Origin of the sequence: Streptomyces sp. NPDC048484, from assembly GCF_040651415.1 — a bacterium.
Classification (GTDB): Bacteria; Actinomycetota; Actinomycetes; order Streptomycetales; family Streptomycetaceae; genus Streptomyces.
Map to the genome: position 1 here is coordinate 17,129 of NZ_JBEZJY010000005.1, position 15,600 is coordinate 32,728.

At 70.0% G+C, this 15,600-nt stretch carries 16 protein-coding genes; 13 read left to right on the top strand and 3 right to left on the bottom strand.

Features of this window, described 5'->3' with window-relative positions:
* Positions 1–85 precede the first annotated feature (85 nt).
* The 13 genes from mvk (at position 86) to AB0D14_RS06380 (ending at position 13,118) form a co-directional block, all read left to right on the top strand.
* Positions 86–1,411, top strand: a complete 1,326-nt coding sequence (mvk, locus tag AB0D14_RS06320; protein WP_362775413.1) for a mevalonate kinase — start codon at positions 86–88, stop codon at positions 1,409–1,411.
* Positions 1,398–2,396 carry a diphosphomevalonate decarboxylase gene (gene mvaD / locus AB0D14_RS06325; RefSeq protein WP_362775415.1) on the top strand — a complete coding sequence of 333 codons (999 nt, stop codon included), beginning with the start codon at positions 1,398–1,400 and terminating at the stop codon, positions 2,394–2,396. The genes mvk and mvaD overlap by 14 nt, the downstream gene beginning before the upstream one ends.
* Positions 2,396–3,592, top strand: coding sequence for a phosphomevalonate kinase (locus AB0D14_RS06330; RefSeq protein WP_362775417.1), 1,197 nt, complete (start codon positions 2,396–2,398; stop codon positions 3,590–3,592). Before mvaD ends, AB0D14_RS06330 begins: the two co-directional genes overlap by 1 nt.
* Complete coding sequence (gene fni / locus AB0D14_RS06335) at positions 3,589–4,686, top strand: type 2 isopentenyl-diphosphate Delta-isomerase (protein WP_362775419.1); 1,098 nt, start codon at positions 3,589–3,591, stop codon at positions 4,684–4,686. Before AB0D14_RS06330 ends, fni begins: the two co-directional genes overlap by 4 nt.
* Positions 4,683–5,774: a hydroxymethylglutaryl-CoA reductase gene (locus tag AB0D14_RS06340; protein WP_362775421.1), complete on the top strand. Its 1,092-nt coding sequence runs from the start codon at positions 4,683–4,685 to the stop codon at positions 5,772–5,774. Before fni ends, AB0D14_RS06340 begins: the two co-directional genes overlap by 4 nt.
* Positions 5,764–6,954: a hydroxymethylglutaryl-CoA synthase gene (locus AB0D14_RS06345; RefSeq protein WP_362775423.1), complete on the top strand. Its 1,191-nt coding sequence runs from the start codon at positions 5,764–5,766 to the stop codon at positions 6,952–6,954. Before AB0D14_RS06340 ends, AB0D14_RS06345 begins: the two co-directional genes overlap by 11 nt.
* Before the next feature lie 494 nt (positions 6,955–7,448).
* A complete protein-coding gene (locus AB0D14_RS06350) occupies positions 7,449–8,792 on the top strand; it encodes a hypothetical protein (protein ID WP_362775425.1) in 1,344 nt (447 codons plus the stop codon).
* A 267-nt stretch (positions 8,793–9,059) separates the two neighbouring features.
* Positions 9,060–9,311 carry a hypothetical protein gene (locus AB0D14_RS06355; RefSeq protein WP_362775427.1) on the top strand — a complete coding sequence of 84 codons (252 nt, stop codon included), beginning with the start codon at positions 9,060–9,062 and terminating at the stop codon, positions 9,309–9,311.
* The gene (locus AB0D14_RS06360; protein ID WP_362775429.1) at positions 9,308–9,676 is read left to right on the top strand and encodes a helix-turn-helix domain-containing protein; all 369 of its coding nucleotides are present in this window, start codon (positions 9,308–9,310) and stop codon (positions 9,674–9,676) included. The genes AB0D14_RS06355 and AB0D14_RS06360 overlap by 4 nt, the downstream gene beginning before the upstream one ends.
* A 136-nt stretch (positions 9,677–9,812) precedes the next feature.
* Positions 9,813–10,331, top strand: a complete 519-nt coding sequence (uraD, locus tag AB0D14_RS06365) for a 2-oxo-4-hydroxy-4-carboxy-5-ureidoimidazoline decarboxylase (RefSeq protein ID WP_362775431.1) — start codon at positions 9,813–9,815, stop codon at positions 10,329–10,331.
* Complete coding sequence (uraH, locus tag AB0D14_RS06370) at positions 10,328–10,744, top strand: hydroxyisourate hydrolase (protein WP_362775433.1); 417 nt, start codon at positions 10,328–10,330, stop codon at positions 10,742–10,744. The genes uraD and uraH overlap by 4 nt, the downstream gene beginning before the upstream one ends.
* Before the next feature lie 5 nt (positions 10,745–10,749).
* A complete protein-coding gene (gene pucL, locus AB0D14_RS06375) occupies positions 10,750–11,697 on the top strand; it encodes a factor-independent urate hydroxylase (RefSeq protein WP_362775435.1) in 948 nt (315 codons plus the stop codon).
* 41 nt (positions 11,698–11,738) lie between these two features.
* Positions 11,739–13,118 carry an 8-oxoguanine deaminase gene (locus AB0D14_RS06380; protein WP_362775437.1) on the top strand — a complete coding sequence of 460 codons (1,380 nt, stop codon included), beginning with the start codon at positions 11,739–11,741 and terminating at the stop codon, positions 13,116–13,118.
* A 169-nt stretch (positions 13,119–13,287) separates the two neighbouring features.
* On the opposite strand, the gene AB0D14_RS06385 is transcribed toward AB0D14_RS06380, so the two are convergent.
* The 3 genes from AB0D14_RS06385 to AB0D14_RS06395 form a co-directional block, all read right to left on the bottom strand.
* Entirely contained in the window at positions 13,288–14,115 is an 828-nt protein-coding gene (locus AB0D14_RS06385) for a chitosanase (protein ID WP_362775439.1), read from the bottom strand.
* Positions 14,116–14,318: 203 nt separating this feature from the next.
* Positions 14,319–14,747 (bottom strand): acyl-CoA thioesterase, encoded by a 429-nt coding sequence (locus tag AB0D14_RS06390; protein WP_362775441.1) that lies wholly within the window; start codon positions 14,745–14,747, stop codon positions 14,319–14,321.
* Between the two features lie 44 nt (positions 14,748–14,791).
* The gene (locus AB0D14_RS06395) at positions 14,792–15,460 is read right to left on the bottom strand and encodes a hypothetical protein (RefSeq protein ID WP_362775443.1); all 669 of its coding nucleotides are present in this window, start codon (positions 15,458–15,460) and stop codon (positions 14,792–14,794) included.
* Positions 15,461–15,600 lie beyond the last annotated feature (140 nt).

The window sequence follows — 15,600 nt, forward strand, 5'->3', positions numbered from 1 at the left end:
GCCACACCCGAGCCCCGAGCCCCGAGCCCCGAGCACCGCGAACCAAGCACCGCGAACCAAGGCCCGAACCAGGAAGGCGAACAGCATGACCTTTGCCCAGGCCGCCCAGGTAGGGAACGGCTGCCTCGCCGATATCCGCAGCCGTGTCGAAATGACCCGGGAGATCTTCCGTGTCGTCCTGCCCCACGGTCCGGCGGACGACTGCGATTCGCACCCTTGTGACAGCACGCGGGGAACGGACACCACCGCCCGCCACCGCGACCGCGTACCGTCAAGAGACCGGCCGGGCATGACGCGGGAGTTCCATGGCGCCGCGTCCGAGGCGGCGACCACGAGTTCCGAGCCGGCCGCCGGGCGTGTACCGGACACCGGCATGGGCCTCACCGGTGAGGGACGGGCCTGCGGCAAGGTGATCCTGGCGGGGGAGCACGCGGTGGTGTACGGCGCTCCCGCGCTGGCGCTCCCCGTGCCGGCACTGACGTGTCGCGCTCGGATCACCTGCCAGGACCGGGACGGTGACGGGCCGACAGGAGTGCGCTGCACGGCTGTCCCGCTCGCGAGCCCGACCGACGCACCCCAAGTGCAAGACGCACGCCAAGCGCAAGACGCACCCCAAGCGCAAGGACGTGCGCGCGCCACGGGCAACACCCCGCCGGACGGAATGCGCATCCTCGTCGAAGCACTACTGCGGCGTGGGGGTCCGCGCCGCTGGTCCGCCGTGGACATCCTGTTGGAGAGCGGCATCCCCTCGGCCCGCGGCCTCGGTTCCAGTGCGGCGTGCGCCCGTGCTGTCGTACACGCGCTCGACGACGCGCTCGGTCTCGGCCTCAGCGCTGAGGCGGCCTTCCAGTACGTGCAGATGTCCGAGGAAGCGGCGCACGGCAAGGCGAGCGGCATCGATGCGCTCGCCACCGGCAGCAGCGGGCTCGTGCTCCTGGAGAACGGTCGGGTCACCTCACCGCCCGTGGGCCGGAGTTGCTGGATCGTTGTCACGGACAGCGGCAGGGGGGCCGGGACCAAGGAGGCCGTCGCGATGCTGCGCGACGGCTTCGCGGGCCGCCCCGGCCGCCGGGAACACTTCCTGGATCGTTCGACCGTCCTGACGCACGCGGCCCTGAGTGACCTGCGCGGCGGCCGGCTGGAGGCGTTGGGGCGTCGACTGACGGACTGTCACGTCCTGCTCGCTTCACACGGGCTCACCGTCGACCGGACGGACGCCCTGGTGAACTCGGCCGTCCGAGCCGGCGCCCTGGGCGCGAAGATGAGCGGTGGTGGCCTGGGAGGCTGTGTCATCGCCCTGACCGCGACAGCGCGGACCGCCGACGAACTGGCCGACCGGCTCCGGCGGGACCACCACGCGGGCAGCTGGATCGTGCCCATAGAGGCAAGGGACGGCCATGCGCGGGTCTGAGCCGGCGGAGGCAGTGGCTCACCCGAACATCGCGCTGGTCAAATACTGGGGCAAGCGCGATGACCGACTCGTCATCCCGTACGCCGACAGTCTCTCGATGACGCTGGACGTCTTTCCCACCACCACACAGGTGCGGTTGCAGCCGCACGCCACGCACGACGTGGTGATCATGGACGGTGCCCTCGCCCGGAACAACGCACGGCGCCGGATCGTCGACTTTCTCGACCTGGTGAGGGAACAGGCGGGCCGGTCCGAGTGCGCCGTGGTGAAGACGTGCAACACCGTCCCGGTGGGAGCCGGTCTGGCCTCCTCCGCCAGTGGCTTCGCCGCCCTCGCCCTGGCCTCGACCGCCGCGTACGAGCTGGAGTACGAGCCCGCCGCGCTGTCCCGGCTCGCCCGCCGAGGCTCGGGGTCGGCCGCACGGTCGGTCTTCGGGGGCTTCGTCCGGTGGCATGCCGGGGCACCGGACGCGCCGGACCCGGACCGCGCTTCCTTCGCCGAGCCCCTCACGGGCACGCAACTCGACCTCGCCCTGGTCGCCGTCCTCCTGGAGACGGGCCACAAGTCCGTCTCCAGCCGCGAGGCGATGAGCCGGTCGGCGAGAACGTCGCCCCTCTTCCCCACCTGGCTGGCGCGGACCCGCGCCGAGATAGGGGAGATGTGCGCGGCACTGGACGAGGGCGACCTCGCCACGGTGGGCGCGATCGCGGAGTGCAACGCCCTCGGAATGCACCGGACCATGGAGACGGCCGTGCCGCCGGTGCGCTACCGCACACGGGACTCGCACAGGGTGCTGCAGCAGGTACGCCGTATGCGGCGCGCCGGCTTGCGGGCGTGGTCCACGATGGATGCCGGCCCCAACGTCAAGGTGCTCTGCGCCACAGGCGACGCCCCGCTGGTGGCCGAGGAGCTGAAGCAAGCCACCCGTCGCCGGGTCGTCGTGGCTCGCGGCGGGCCGGGCGCGGTACTGCGCGGGGGGTCGTGATGCCCGACGCTGTCACCTGCCGGGCCCCCGGCAAGCTCTTCGTCGCAGGCGAATACGCCGTTCTGGAACCGGGCGAGCCGGCGGTCGTGGTCGCGGTGGACCGTCATGTCACCGTGTCGGCGACGCGCCCCTCCGGTGCCGAGGTGGTGCTCGCCACCGATCTGCTGGCGCACGAGGTGCGCCTGCGCCGCGGCGCCGCGGGGCTGAGCCCTCTGGACCCCTCGGACCTGCCGCATGCCCGGGGGCCGCTCGCCCACCTCATCTCCGTCATCGAGGTGATCGACGTGCTGCGTGCCGACCGCGGTCTCCCCGCGGTGCCCGTACGGCTCGAAGCCCGCAGCGCGTTGCACGAACAGGGGGTGAAGATCGGCCTGGGGTCGAGTGGCGCGGTGACCGTGGCGGCCGTCGACGCCTTCACAGCGTTGTGCGGCATGGCGACGACGCGGGAGACCCTCTTTCGGCTGGCCCTGCTGGCAAGCGTCCGGGTGGACGCCGGCCCGTCGGGGGCGGACCTGGCCGCGAGCGCCTGGGGAGGCTGGGTCTGCTACCGCTCTCCGGACCGGGACGCCCTTCGGGAAGCGCTGGGCGTCGGCAACGTCGCCGCCACCCTGTGCGCTGCGTGGCCCGGCCTGTCCGTCCGCGGACTGCCGCCCCCCACCCGGCTGGACCTGCATTGTGGCTGGAGCGGCAGCCCGGCCTCCACCCCCGACAGGGTCCGCCGTCTCACGCGCGAGGCGTGGTGGCACAGTGCCGCGCGCGGCCGCTTCCTGACGCGCAGCAGCCGCTGCGTGAGGTCCGCGGTCCGCGCCCTGGAACAGGACGATCCGGCGGGCCTGGTCACCGCCCTGCGCGACTCGCGCCGGCTGCTGGCCGACCTCGACGCCGAGACGAAGCTCGGTATCTTCACCGCGGCCCTCACCGAGTTGTGCGAGGCGGCGGAAGCGTGCGGCGGGGCGGGCAAACCGTCCGGAGCGGGCGGAGGGGACTGCGGTATCGCCCTGCTCCCGGCGGATTCCTCCGCGGGCCTGCTGCGCGGTCGTTGGTCGGGAGCGGGGATCGCGCCGTTGTCGCTGAGCGTCGCCCCCGCCGCCTCCGACAGGGCTCCGCGGCACGAGGCGGGACCGGAGCTCCTCCCTCTGCCCCTCCCCGTCTCCACCGAGCACTCCTCACATCTACGACGAGGACAGCCGCGATGACCGGATCACGCAAGGACGACCATGTGCGCCTGGCCGTAGCCCAGCACGGCGCAGACGGTACGCCGGCACACGGTACGCCGTCCGACGACGACCACCCCACCTACCCGCCCAGCCAGTTCGACGAGGTGCACCTCACACACCACGCCCTCGCCGGCACCGACAGGGAACGGGTTTCCCTGCGCACCCGATGCGACGTGTTCGACTGGCGGGCCCCGCTCTACATCAACGCCATGACCGGTGGCAGCACCATGACCGGCGACATCAACCGCGACCTGGGGATCGTCGCACGGGAGACGGGACTGCCGATCGCCACCGGCTCCATGAGCCCCTACCTGAAGGACCCCTCCACGGCCGGCACCTTCAGAGGCGTGCGAGAACACAACCGCGACGGCTTTGTCATGGCCAACGTCAATGCCCATGCCACCGCCGAACAGGCGCGCCGAGCGGTGGGACTGCTGGAGGCCGACGCCCTGCAGATCCATCTCAACGCGGTCCAGGAGACCGTCATGCCGGAAGGCGACCGCTCCTTCGGCTCGTGGCCCGCCGGTATCGGACGCATCGTCGCGGGGGTCGACGTCCCAGTCATCGTGAAGGAAGTCGGCTTCGGGCTCAGCGGTCGAACGGTGTCCACCCTGGCCGGGCTGGGCGTTCGGGTGGCGGACGTGGCCGGACGTGGAGGCACCGATTTCGCCCGCATCGAGAACGGACGCCGCCCGCACGCCGACTTCGCCTACCTGGACGGCTGGGGGCTGAGCACCCCGGCGGCACTGCTGGACGCACGCGGCCGAGGTCTGCCGCTGCTCGCCTCCGGCGGCGTGCGCCACCCGCTCGACGTCATCCGGGCGCTGGCCCTCGGAGCCCACGCCGTGGGGGTGTCGGGCGGATTCCTCGCCACGCTCCTGCACGGCGGCGTGGACGCGCTCGTGCGGCAGATCACCAGGTGGCTGGACCACCTCACCGGCCTCATGACCCTGCTCGGCGCGACCCGGCCGGGGGAACTGTCCGAGTGCGACGTGCTGGTGACCGGTTCCCTTCGCGAGTTCTGCACCGCGCGGGGCATCGACATCCCCGGCACCCAAGGAGCGTCACGATGACCGACCAAGCCTCGCGGAACCAGGCATGCACCACTTCCGAGCAGCGCTTCGCGGAAATCCCCATGCGCTGGGTCGGGCCCCTGCGGATCTCGGGCAATGTGGCCACCGCCGAAGCCGAGGTGCCGCTGGCGACCTACGAGTCTCCTCTGTGGCCGTCCGTCGGCCGCGGCGCACGGATCTCCCGGATGGTCGAGGGCGGCATCAGAACCACCTTGGTGGACGAGCGTATGACGCGTTCCGTCCTCGTGGAGGCCGAGGACGCCGTGGCCGCCCACGCCGCGGCGCGCGCCGTGCACGGCCGTTTCTCCGAACTCTGCCGGCTCACCCGGTCCACCAGCCGGTCCGCCGAACTCCTGGCCGTACGGGACGAGATCGCCGGCCCTCTGCTCTTTCTGCGCTTCGAGTTCTCCACCGGCGACGCGTCCGGCCACAACATGGTCACCCTGGCTTCCGACGCGCTGCTCACCCACCTGCTCTCCCACATCCCCGGCATCCGTTACGGATCCATCTCGGCCAACTACTGCACCGACAAGAAGGCCACCGCCATCAACGGCATTCTCGGCCGGGGCAAGAACGTGATCGCCGAGATGCACATCCCCGAAGAGATCGTGAGCACCTGCCTGCGCACCACAGCGGCACAGGTCGTGAAACTCAACGTGAACAAGAACCTGGTCGGGACAGCGCTCGCCGGCGGCATCCGCTCGGCCAACGCCCACTACGCGAACATGCTCCTCGCCATCTACCTCGCCACGGGGCAGGACGCCGCCAACATCGTGGAAGGCTCGCAGGGCGTCACCTTCGCCGAGGACCGGGAGGGCGATCTCTACTTCTCCTGCACCTTGCCCAACCTCATCGTCGGCTCGGTCGGCAACGGTAAAGGGCTCGGTTTCATCGAGGAGAACCTCACCCGTCTCGGGTGCCGCGAAGAACGCCCGCCGGGTGAGAACGCGCGCCGCCTCGCCGTGTTCACGGCCGCCACCGTCCTGTGCGGCGAACTGTCCCTCCTGGCCGCCCAGACCAATCCCGGCGAACTGATGAAGGCCCACACCCAATTCGAACGCAGCACGGGAGCCTCGCATGCCCGCTGACACCGCCGTCGGTATTCATGATCTGTCCTTCAGGACCGGCAGCCTCGTGCTGACGCACGAGGAACTCGGCAAGCACACCGGCGCCAGCCTGTCCAAGTACCACGAAGGAATCGGCCAGCGGGCGATGAGCGTGCCGAGTCCGGACGAGGACATCGTCACCATGGCCGCCGACGCGACCCGGCCCGTCATCGAGCGACACGGCGCCGACCGCATCCGAACCCTGCTGTTCGCCACCGAGACGGCCGTCGACCAGTCCAAGGCCGCGGGGATCTATGTCCATTCCCTGCTGGGTCTCCCCTCACAGGTCCGCGTCGTCGAACTCAAGCAGGCCTGTTACGGAGCGACCGCGGCCCTCCAGTTGGCGACCGCGCTGGTCCGGAGCGACCCCACCCAACAAGTGCTCGTCATCGCCAGCGACGTGGCGCGCTATGACCTCGACAGTCCTGGAGAAGCCACCCAGGGAGCCGCCGCGGCGGCCATGCTGGTGTCGGCCGAGCCCGCTCTCGTCGCGATCAACAGTCCGTCCGGCCTGTTCACCCAGGACGTCATGGATTTCTGGCGTCCCAACTACCGGAGTACCGCGGTTGTCGACGGCAGGAAGTCGCTCGGCGCCTATATCCGGGCCGTCGACGCCGCATGGCACGACTACCGGGAACGGGGCGGACTCCCGCTGGAGAAGATCCACACCGTCTGCTACCACCAGCCCTTCACCCGCATAGCGTTCAAGGCCCATCAGCAACTCCTGCAGTCGGCCGGTCTGGATGGCGACGACGAGGCGGCCGTCGACGAGGCGATCGCGCCGACCACTCGTTACAACGAAATCATCGGCAACAGCTACACCGCCTCCATGTACCTCGCACTCGCGTCCCTCCTCGAAACGGGCAGCGCACTCGACGGCGAGACGCTGGGCTTCTTCAGCTACGGCTCGGGCAGTGTCGCCGAGTTCTTCACCGGGCAGGTACGACCCGGCTATCGAGCCGCCCTGCGAACGGACGCCCATCGAGAGGCCGTCGCGCGCCGCCGCCCCATCGACTACGCCACATACCGCCGCCTGCGCGTCCAGGACCTGCCCACCGACGGACAACGCCACGAGCTCACCCACCAGGCTCTGGGCAGCTTCCGCCTGGCCCGCGTCCAAGCACACCAGCGCATCTACGAAGCGGCCGGCCGGCGACCGTGACGCCTGCCCCGGGACACTGTTCCGGTCGCTCCCGGCGCGTGACCGCTCCCGGGCAGCGGCACGCTGGGTGGCCGCAATCCGCGGTGCCGGGGCGCCGCACCGATGCAAACCGGCCAGATCGCGGGCCGGCGCCGCGTCGACAACCCCGGGACACGAAGAGCGCCTCGGTATCCGTTGCCTTCACTCCACAACACAGTGACACCCTGCGTGACGGGCAATCAGGTGTGGTTGCCACAGTAAAGACACGTCAGTGTGAACGGTGCACGGGGGGACCTCCTGGGACCTCCGACTGCGTCAACGCGCCACGGCGGGAAAGAACTTGTCGGTAAGTGTCTTCTTGGCCGGATTTCCGCCCGCCCCACGGAATGAACTCCCTTACATCCCGTGACGGCGGGTACCGGTCTATACAACCCACCAGTGCTGCTCGACTGCCGTCGCGGGCGGCAGCCGGGATAGCTGGCGCGATCCCGCAGAAGGCACTCCAGGGAGACACTGTGGCCTGCAAGACCCCGAACGTCCGTCTCGCCGAGTTACTGAAAGAGGCTGATTGGGGTGGCGCGGACCTGGCACGCGCCATGAACTCCCTGAGCAGCACTCGGCAGTCATGGGTACGCTACGACCGTACGACGGTGGCCCACTGGCTGACCGGATCCCGCCCTCGCCCGCCGGGGCCCGCGTTGCTCGTCGAGGCACTCAGCCGACGTCTGAAGCGTCCCGTCACCGCAGCGGACGCCGGTCTGGCCAAGTCGTATCCGCCGCACACCACTTTGCACCGCCTCACCCTGGACGAGCCGGCCGCCGTACGCACACTGTCCGCACTTCTGCGGGCCGAGACAGCCATCAACCGCCGGCACTCCGCCGACGCCGCCTACATGCCCTTCGCCGTGCCCGCGCTGAAGGCGGCGGTCGGGGACCTGCTCACCAAGGCACCCCACCCGGCACGCCCCGAGGCGACCTCCGCCATGGTCGAGCTTGAGGACATGACGCACACCTTTGCCCGCCTCTTCCACCTGTACGGCAGCGGCCCGGTCCGCAGACTACTGGCCCACTACCTCGACGAGGAGGTCATCCCGCTGCTCACCGAACGGCCCGGCCGGCTCCCTCTGCTGGGTGGCGCGAGCCAGTTGGCGCACCTGCTCGCCGACATGAACGTCGATGCCACCAATGACGCGGCGGCCCAGCGCTACTACCACTTGTCGTACGCGCTGGCCCACCAGGCGGGCAACCGGGTTCAGGCCGCGATCACCCTGCGCGCCCTGAGCGCGCAGGCGTGCCATCTGGGGCACATCGGCTACGCCGCCCAGCTCTCCGACGCGGCGGTCGACGCAGGGGGCGGCGACGCTCCGGCGGGCACCAAGTCCTTTCTGCTCGCACAGCAAGCCCTCATGCAGGCCCGCCAAGGACGGCCCCGCGTCGCGTTGTCGACTCTGGGCACCGCCGAGCGCGCTCACGAGCAGGCCACCAGCATGGACGGGCCGTTCACGGACTACCCACGCCCGGCCCTGGACTATCAACGTGCCCAGGTCTTCTTCGCGCTGGGCGAGGGCCGGCATGTCCAGCAGGCGTTCGAGGCGTCACTGCATCACCGCGAGAACGGCCAGCACCGGGCCCTGGCCCTCACTCAGGCCCGATACGCTCAAACCCTGTTGCACAACGGGTACTTGGAGGCGGCCTCCCGCTACTGGCTGGACTTCCTCGACCACTACCCCCACGTGCGTTCCACACTGGCACGTCAGGAACTCGGTGTCCTGCTCCGGTGCCTGACCCCCCATCGGCGCCAGCGGCAGGCGGCCGATGTCCTGGAACGTGCCAGCCTCTATACGCGGAGCAGCAGGTGACGTCCCCTCTTCCGGTCTTCCGGTCTTCCGGGCGAACAGCAACGGCTGCAACCCCAGCAGTACAGGGCGGAGGGATGCCCTGGTCGGTTAGGGTCGCCTCGTGGCGGACGAAGCGGCTCCGTCCCGGTGAAACTGATTGGCCTGGGGTGCGTCGCGGCTGTGCAGCGGTCGACTGACGCGTCCCCGTTGTGCCCTGATATGCCCCACAGTGGGTAATCTGGGTAATCTGGGTAAACGTGCAGGTCAGAGGCGTGTTCTGGGGGCACAGTGCGATTGAGAGTCGAGTTCACGACCGAACCCTTCGATCTCGACGAGGCGCCGCCGCACGCGGTGGTCGCCCGTGAGGTCATCGAGGCGGCCGAACTGGACGCGGTGGATGTCGGCCCCTTCGGCAACACCGCCGAGGGCAGGGCGGAGGCTGTGCTCACCGCGGTCGACGCGCTGCTGCGCAAGGCCCTGGACGCGGGCGCCACCCGGGTCTCGTTGCAGGTCAACGTGATCGGGGAGGAGAGCCGGTGACCGGATCCGCGAACGACCCCTTCGTCTCGGCCGTCAAGCCGCTGGTCGACGCCATGGGCGCCGAGATGCTGCCGCCCGAGCAGGCCGGACCGGATGACGTGGTGCTCTCCTGGGAGGGCGCGGACGTCGTGGCCGTCCGTCTGCCGCAGCTCGCCGACTCGCTGGACCGCATCCTGGCCGCCCTGGAGCGCAAGCGCGGCAAGCCCCTGGCCGAACTGGACCGCAAGGCCAAGCAGGAGGTCGTGCGGATACTGGAGGCGCGCGGAGCCTTCTCCGTGCGGCACGGCGTGGAGACCGTGGCCGGCGCGCTCGGGGTCAGCCGGTTCACCGTATATAACTACCTGAACCGCGAAAAGGGCGCCTGAGCAGGCGAAACGTGCTCTCTTCCCGGACTCGGCACCCGGATGTGGCACCCAGAATTTTCAACAAAGTGTTGACGTGGTGTTTCCGAGGGCGTTAGCTGGCCGCAGCCCGTCCAGCACAAGGCCACGGAGGCTTCCCGTGACGTCGAGTACGACCCCTGGCGGCCTCGCCCGGTTCAACGCCCTGGAGGAACACGCGGCTTTCGCCGCCCTTCACGAGCTGTGCGCCTCGGCGACGTGGGCGCACAGCCTGCTCGCCCGGCGCCCGTACGCCACCGCGGACGACCTCTTCGCGCGGAGCGACGACGCCATGGCCGGTCTGACCGATGCCGACCTGGCAGAGGCGATGGCCGGGCACCCGCCGATCGGACGCCCCAAGCCCGGTGACCCGGCCTCCTCCCGCGAGCAGCGCGGCATGGCAGGTGCCTCCGACGAACTCAAGGCGGAGATGCTGGAACTGAACCTGGCGTACCAGGAGAGGTTCGGTCATGTCTTCCTGATCTGCGCGACCGGCCTCACGGGCGAGCGGATGCGCGACGCGGTCAAGGAACGGATCGGCAACACGCCGGAGCGGGAGCGCGAGACCGTGCGCACCGAACTGGGCAGGATCAACCGCATCCGGCTAGCCCTACTCGTCGAAGAGGACGCACCCGCATGAGCACCGACACCACCGCTTCCGTGTCCACGCACATTCTGGACACCAGCGTCGGCCGCCCCGCCGGGGAGGTCGCCGTCCGGCTCGCGGCCCGCAACGGCCGGTCCGCCCACTACGGGCAAGGGGGCGACTGGCAGGCGCTCGGCGGCTCCGCGACCGACGCGGACGGGCGGTGCAAGGACCTGCCGGCCCTGCCGGAGGGCACCACACACGTACGGCTCGACTTCGCCGTCGAGGCGTACTTCGAGAAGAAGCAAGCCGATGCGCAGCAGGACGCCCCCGCGAACCGGGACAGCGGTGCCGCACAGGTGTTCTTCCCCGAGGTGGCGATCACCTTCGCCGTCAGCCCGGGCGAGCACTATCACGTACCGCTGCTGCTCAACCCGTTCGGCTACTCCGTTTACCGAGGGAGCTAGCAGACATGACCACCCCTTCCCGTCCTGCCCGCCCGGCGGTGCTGGCCCAGAACCAGTACGGCAAGGCCGAGAACCGAGTTGTCAGGATCACGCGCGACGGCGCCACCCACCACATCAAGGACCTGAACGTCTCCGTCGCCCTGAGCGGTGACATGGACGAGGTCCACTACTCCGGCTCCAACGCGAACGTCCTGCCGACGGACACCACCAAGAACACGGTGTACGCCTTCGCCAAGGAGCACGGCATCGAGTCCGCCGAACAGTTCGGGATCCACCTGGCCCGGCACTTCGTGACCTCGCAGGAGCCGATCAGGACCGCGCGCATCCGCATCGAGGAGTACTCCTGGGAGCGGATCGAGACCTCCGAGGCCACCTCGCGGCCGACCGGGGCCGACGAGGCCAGGCACTCCTTCGCCCGCAAGGGCCAGGAGACCCGCGTCACCCAGATCACGTACGACGGCTCCTCCTGGGAGGTCGTCTCCGGCCTCAAGGACCTGGTCGTGATGAACTCGACGAACTCCGAGTTCTGGGGCTACGTCAAGGACAAGTACACGACGCTCAAGGAGGCGTACGACCGCATCCTCGCCACCGAGGTGTCCAGCCGCTGGCGGTTCAACTGGACCGACGACGAGCAGCGGATGCCCGACTGGGAGGAGTCCTACGAGCAGGTGCGCAGGCACCTGCTCCAGGCCTTCGCGGAGACGTACTCGCTGTCGCTCCAGCAGAGCCTGTACCAGATGGGCTCGCGGATCATCGACAACCGCGGCGAGATCGACGAGGTCCGCTTCTCGCTGCCGAACAAGCACCACTTCCTCGTCGACCTGGAGCCGTTCGGCCTCAAGAACGACAACGAGGTGTACCTGGCCGCCGACCGGCCGTACGGCCTGATCGAGGCCACGGTCCTGCGGGACGGCTGCGAGGCGCGCATCCCGGTGGATCTCACCAACCTCTGACCCCCTTCCTGACCTCTGACGGTCTCCCAAAAGGACGAACCATGGCAGCAGACCGGCGCATCGTCATCGAGAACTGTTCGATCGCGACCGTGGACGCCGACGACACCGAGTACACGTCGGGCCACCTGGTCCTGGCGGGTGACCGCATCGAGTCGCTCGGCGCGGGCAGGGCCCCCGAGGGTCTGGAGAACGTCGTACGCCGGATCGACGCGACCGGCCACCTTGTCACCCCGGGCCTGGTCAACACCCATCACCACTTCTACCAGTGGATCACCCGCGGCCTCGCCACGGACCACAACCTCTTCGACTGGCTCGTCGCCCTGTACCCGACCTGGGCGCGCATCGACGAACGCATGACGTACGCGGCGGCCCAGGGCTCCCTCGGCATGATGGCCCGCGGCGGCGTCACCACCGCCATGGACCACCACTATGTGTTCCCCGAAGGCTCCGGCGACCTGTCTGGTTCGATCATCCGCGCCGCGCGCGAGACGGGCGTCCGCTTCACCCTGGCCCGCGGCTCCATGGACCGCAGCGAGAAGGACGGCGGGCTGCCGCCCGACTTCGCCGTCGAGACCCTCGAAGGCGCCCTCGCCGCCACCGAGGCGACCGTCGACGAACACCACGACGCCTCCTTCGGCGCCATGACCCAGGTGGCCGTCGCCCCCTGCTCACCGTTCTCCGTGTCCACCGAACTCATGCGGCAGGGCGCCGAGTTGGCCCGGCGCAAAGGTGTACGGCTGCACACCCACGGCTCGGAGACGGTCGAGGAGGAGCAGTTCTGCAAGGAACTGTTCGGCATGGGCCCGACCGACTACTTCGAATCGACCGGCTGGCTCGGCGAGGACGTGTGGATGGCGCACTGCGTCCATATGAACGACTCCGACATCACCGCCTTCGCCCGTACGAAGACGGGGGTGGCCCACTGCCCCTCGTCCAACGCCCGGCTGGCGGCCGGGATCGCGCGCGTACCCGACCTGCTCGCGGCCGGTGTCCCGGTCGGCCTCGGCGTCGACGGAACGGCGTCCAACGAGTCCGGCGAACTGCACACCGAACTGCGCAACGCGCTGCTCATCAACCGCCTCGGCGCCCACCGCGAGGCCGCGCTGAACGCCCGTCAGGCGCTGCGGCTCGGCACGTACGGCGGTGCCCAGGTCCTCGGCCGCGCACCGGAGATCGGCTCCCTGGAACCAGGCAAGCTCGCCGACCTGGTGCTGTGGAAGCTGGACACCCTGGCCCACGCGTCGATCGCCGACCCGGTCGCCGCGCTCGTCCTCGGCGCCGCGGCTCCGGTCACCGCCTCCTTCGTGGGCGGTGAGCAGATCGTCGAGAACGGCCGGCTGCTGCATGTCGACGAGGACGCCATCGCCCGCTCCACACGGGACGAGGCGCAGCGTCTCGCGCGGATCGCCGCGCAGGCCTGACCTCGCCGAAGATCTCCGGCTGAGGGGGACGGCCCTCGGCCGGTGGCCGTGAACCCGAGCGGGGTCCACGGCGAACGTCTCCGGGGCGCGCGCACGAACTGCCCGCGCCCCGGAACGGTCTTCCCGGTCTCTCCCGGCCCCTCTCTGTCACGCTTCAGAGGCGGGTCCCTCAGCCGATGTGGAAGCTGTCCCCGTAGACCTTCCAGTCCAGCGGCGGGTCCAGGTTCATGTTCCGGTTCCTGAGGAAGACCCGCTGGGCTGTGTCCACACGACTGGTGTCCTCGTGGGCCTCCTCCTGCTTCATCGCCCAGACGCGGGCGTCGAGGAAGGCGTTGAGGTACGTCACCTCGTCGCCGCCCCGGGCCGGGGGCTTGGCCCGGTCCAGCGCCCGTCTGCGGATGCCGCCGAAACTCGTACCGTCATCGCCGTCGCCGTGCATGACGATGGCGTCGTAGTACGCGAACTGGCCGAGCGTGCCGATGCCGTCGGCCTTGCCCCGCTGTACCGCGGGGTTGAAGTAGACGCGGTCCCGCTCGTCGTTCTGGGCCTGTTTGAAGGCCTGGTCCTGGGCCGCCCGGCGCCAGGCGTCCGGGTAGCCCGGGTCGAGGCCCTGGTGCGAGTCGGTGCCGTCGACGCGGCGCAGTGCGGGGAGATATGCGGCCAGCGCGTTGCCGGGCTTGCGCCGGGTGTACAGCTCGACGAGGTCGAGCATGTCGTGCGTGCCCGAGCAGAACCCGATGATGCCGGCGGTGTAGCCGCGGCCGTCGCGGATGTCCTCGATGTACTTGTACTGCGCCTTCCAGTCCAGCGAGGAGTTCTCCGCGCTGGAGACCAGCTTCATGGCGATCTCCTTCTTCGCCGGGTCGTCGAGTCCGGTGGCTGCGGCCGCGGCTGCGGCGTTTGCGGGGGCGGTGGCGATGGCGGGGCCTGCTACCAGGGATGCTCCGATCAGCGCGAGGACGGTTCGGCGCGAGGAGCGTAGGTGAGGGGTGTGCACGGGACCTCCAATGGGGGTGGGAGTCGCTCGTACTATTAGGAAAGTTTCCTACCAGAGATTACGAGTGACGTATACCCGTCAAAGAGGAAATGCCCGAGCGGCGGCCGCGTGGCGCCGACCGCCCGGCGCCGGTGATCGCGTGGACCGTGATCGTCAGTGCCCCGGTGACCAGGTGCGGCGCCCGGGTGGTCGGCGTCCCTGTCTCAGAGGTCGAGCTGACGGGGGTCGGTGGCCAGCGCGCGGAAGTATTCGCGTGGGTCCGCGACCAGTTTGCGCTCCTTGAGGTCCATCAGCCCGCCGACGGCCGTGATCTCGGCGGCGACCGTACCGTCGGTCTTGCGGATCGTCTGCCGGATCCGGAACGTCTTTCCCTTGCCCTCGCCCCAGTCGAAGACGCAGCTGACCTCGACCTCGTCGCCCGCGCGCAGCTCCCGCAGATAGCGAACGGTCATCTCCAGCGACACGGGACCCACCCCCTTGTCCACCAGACCGGTCTGGCTGATCCCGGCGGCCTGCAGCAGCGACCAGCGGGCGTGCTCCGCGTAGTTCACATAGACAGCCTGGTTCAGGTGCCCCTGGGCATCGGTCTCGTACCCGCGCACGGTCACTGGGACGGCATACGGTTCGGCCACGACTTCCCCTTTCTTCGGCGGTGGACTCCGGACGGTGAAGGCTGTCACGACCGGCGGGGCGAGGCCAGCAGATAGCGCGCGCCCGTGCGCGGCTCCGCGTGCTCGCTGACCTGCCATCCCGCCTTCTCCAGTGTCACCGCGCACTCCTTCAGGGCCCGCGCGTCCGGCTCGCGTACGGCGACGGCCTCCGGCTGGGGTGTCGCACGCACCCGGTAGCCCTCGGTGCCTGTGCCTGTGCCTGTGCCTGTGCCCGTGTCGGCCCCCGCCGGACGGAGCCCCGCCGCCTCCAGTGCGAGAGCGGCGGCCTGTGTCAGATGTGTACGCTCCCACGCGCACGGCCGGTCGACGGCGCCGCCCGTGTTGGTCATCCGCCGCAGCTCCAGCAGCCCCTGCCAGGCGCTGTGCACCTCTCGTACGCGCGACGGGCCGGCGTCGGTGGCCTCCTCGCCGCCGACCCGCGCGGTGAACACCCCGGAGGGCTCGCGAGCGGGCTCGGGGATCTTGGGAGCGGACGGCACGGCTGCGATCGGCGCCTCGCGTATCCGGTGCCCGGCCGGGGTGAGGAAGTGGTCGTGCGGCGGACGCGAGTGCCGGAAGGCCAGTCCGTGCCTCACCAGCGCCGCGAGCTGGCTCTCCGTACCCCTGAGGCGTCCGGTCACGGAGTCCGCGGCGTCGATGACGCGCCGCTGCGCGGCGGTCGGCGGTCGGGTCACGGGGCGCTCCTTCCCCTTCGGGCGACGGCTCCGGGTCCTGGCTTCGGGTCCCGGCTTCGGGTCACGGCGGACCCGATCCGCTCCCAGGTCGGCCGGCGGGCCCGATCGAAGACTACGACCCGGGTCCGACATCCCCGCCG

Bases quoted from the DNA above. Each gene is read 5' to 3' on its own strand.
- AB0D14_RS06380 (WP_362775437.1), top strand. From the start codon at position 11,739: ATGGCAGCAGACCGGCGCATCGTCATCGAGAACTGTTCGATCGCGACC.
- mvaD (WP_362775415.1), top strand. From the start codon at position 1,398: ATGCGCGGGTCTGAGCCGGCGGAGGCAGTGGCTCACCCGAACATCGCG.
- pucL (WP_362775435.1), top strand. From the start codon at position 10,750: ATGACCACCCCTTCCCGTCCTGCCCGCCCGGCGGTGCTGGCCCAGAAC.
- AB0D14_RS06345 (WP_362775423.1), top strand. From the start codon at position 5,764: ATGCCCGCTGACACCGCCGTCGGTATTCATGATCTGTCCTTCAGGACC.
- AB0D14_RS06330 (WP_362775417.1), top strand. From the start codon at position 2,396: ATGCCCGACGCTGTCACCTGCCGGGCCCCCGGCAAGCTCTTCGTCGCA.
- fni (WP_362775419.1), top strand. From the start codon at position 3,589: ATGACCGGATCACGCAAGGACGACCATGTGCGCCTGGCCGTAGCCCAG.
- mvk (WP_362775413.1), top strand. From the start codon at position 86: ATGACCTTTGCCCAGGCCGCCCAGGTAGGGAACGGCTGCCTCGCCGAT.
- AB0D14_RS06340 (WP_362775421.1), top strand. From the start codon at position 4,683: ATGACCGACCAAGCCTCGCGGAACCAGGCATGCACCACTTCCGAGCAG.
- uraH (WP_362775433.1), top strand. From the start codon at position 10,328: ATGAGCACCGACACCACCGCTTCCGTGTCCACGCACATTCTGGACACC.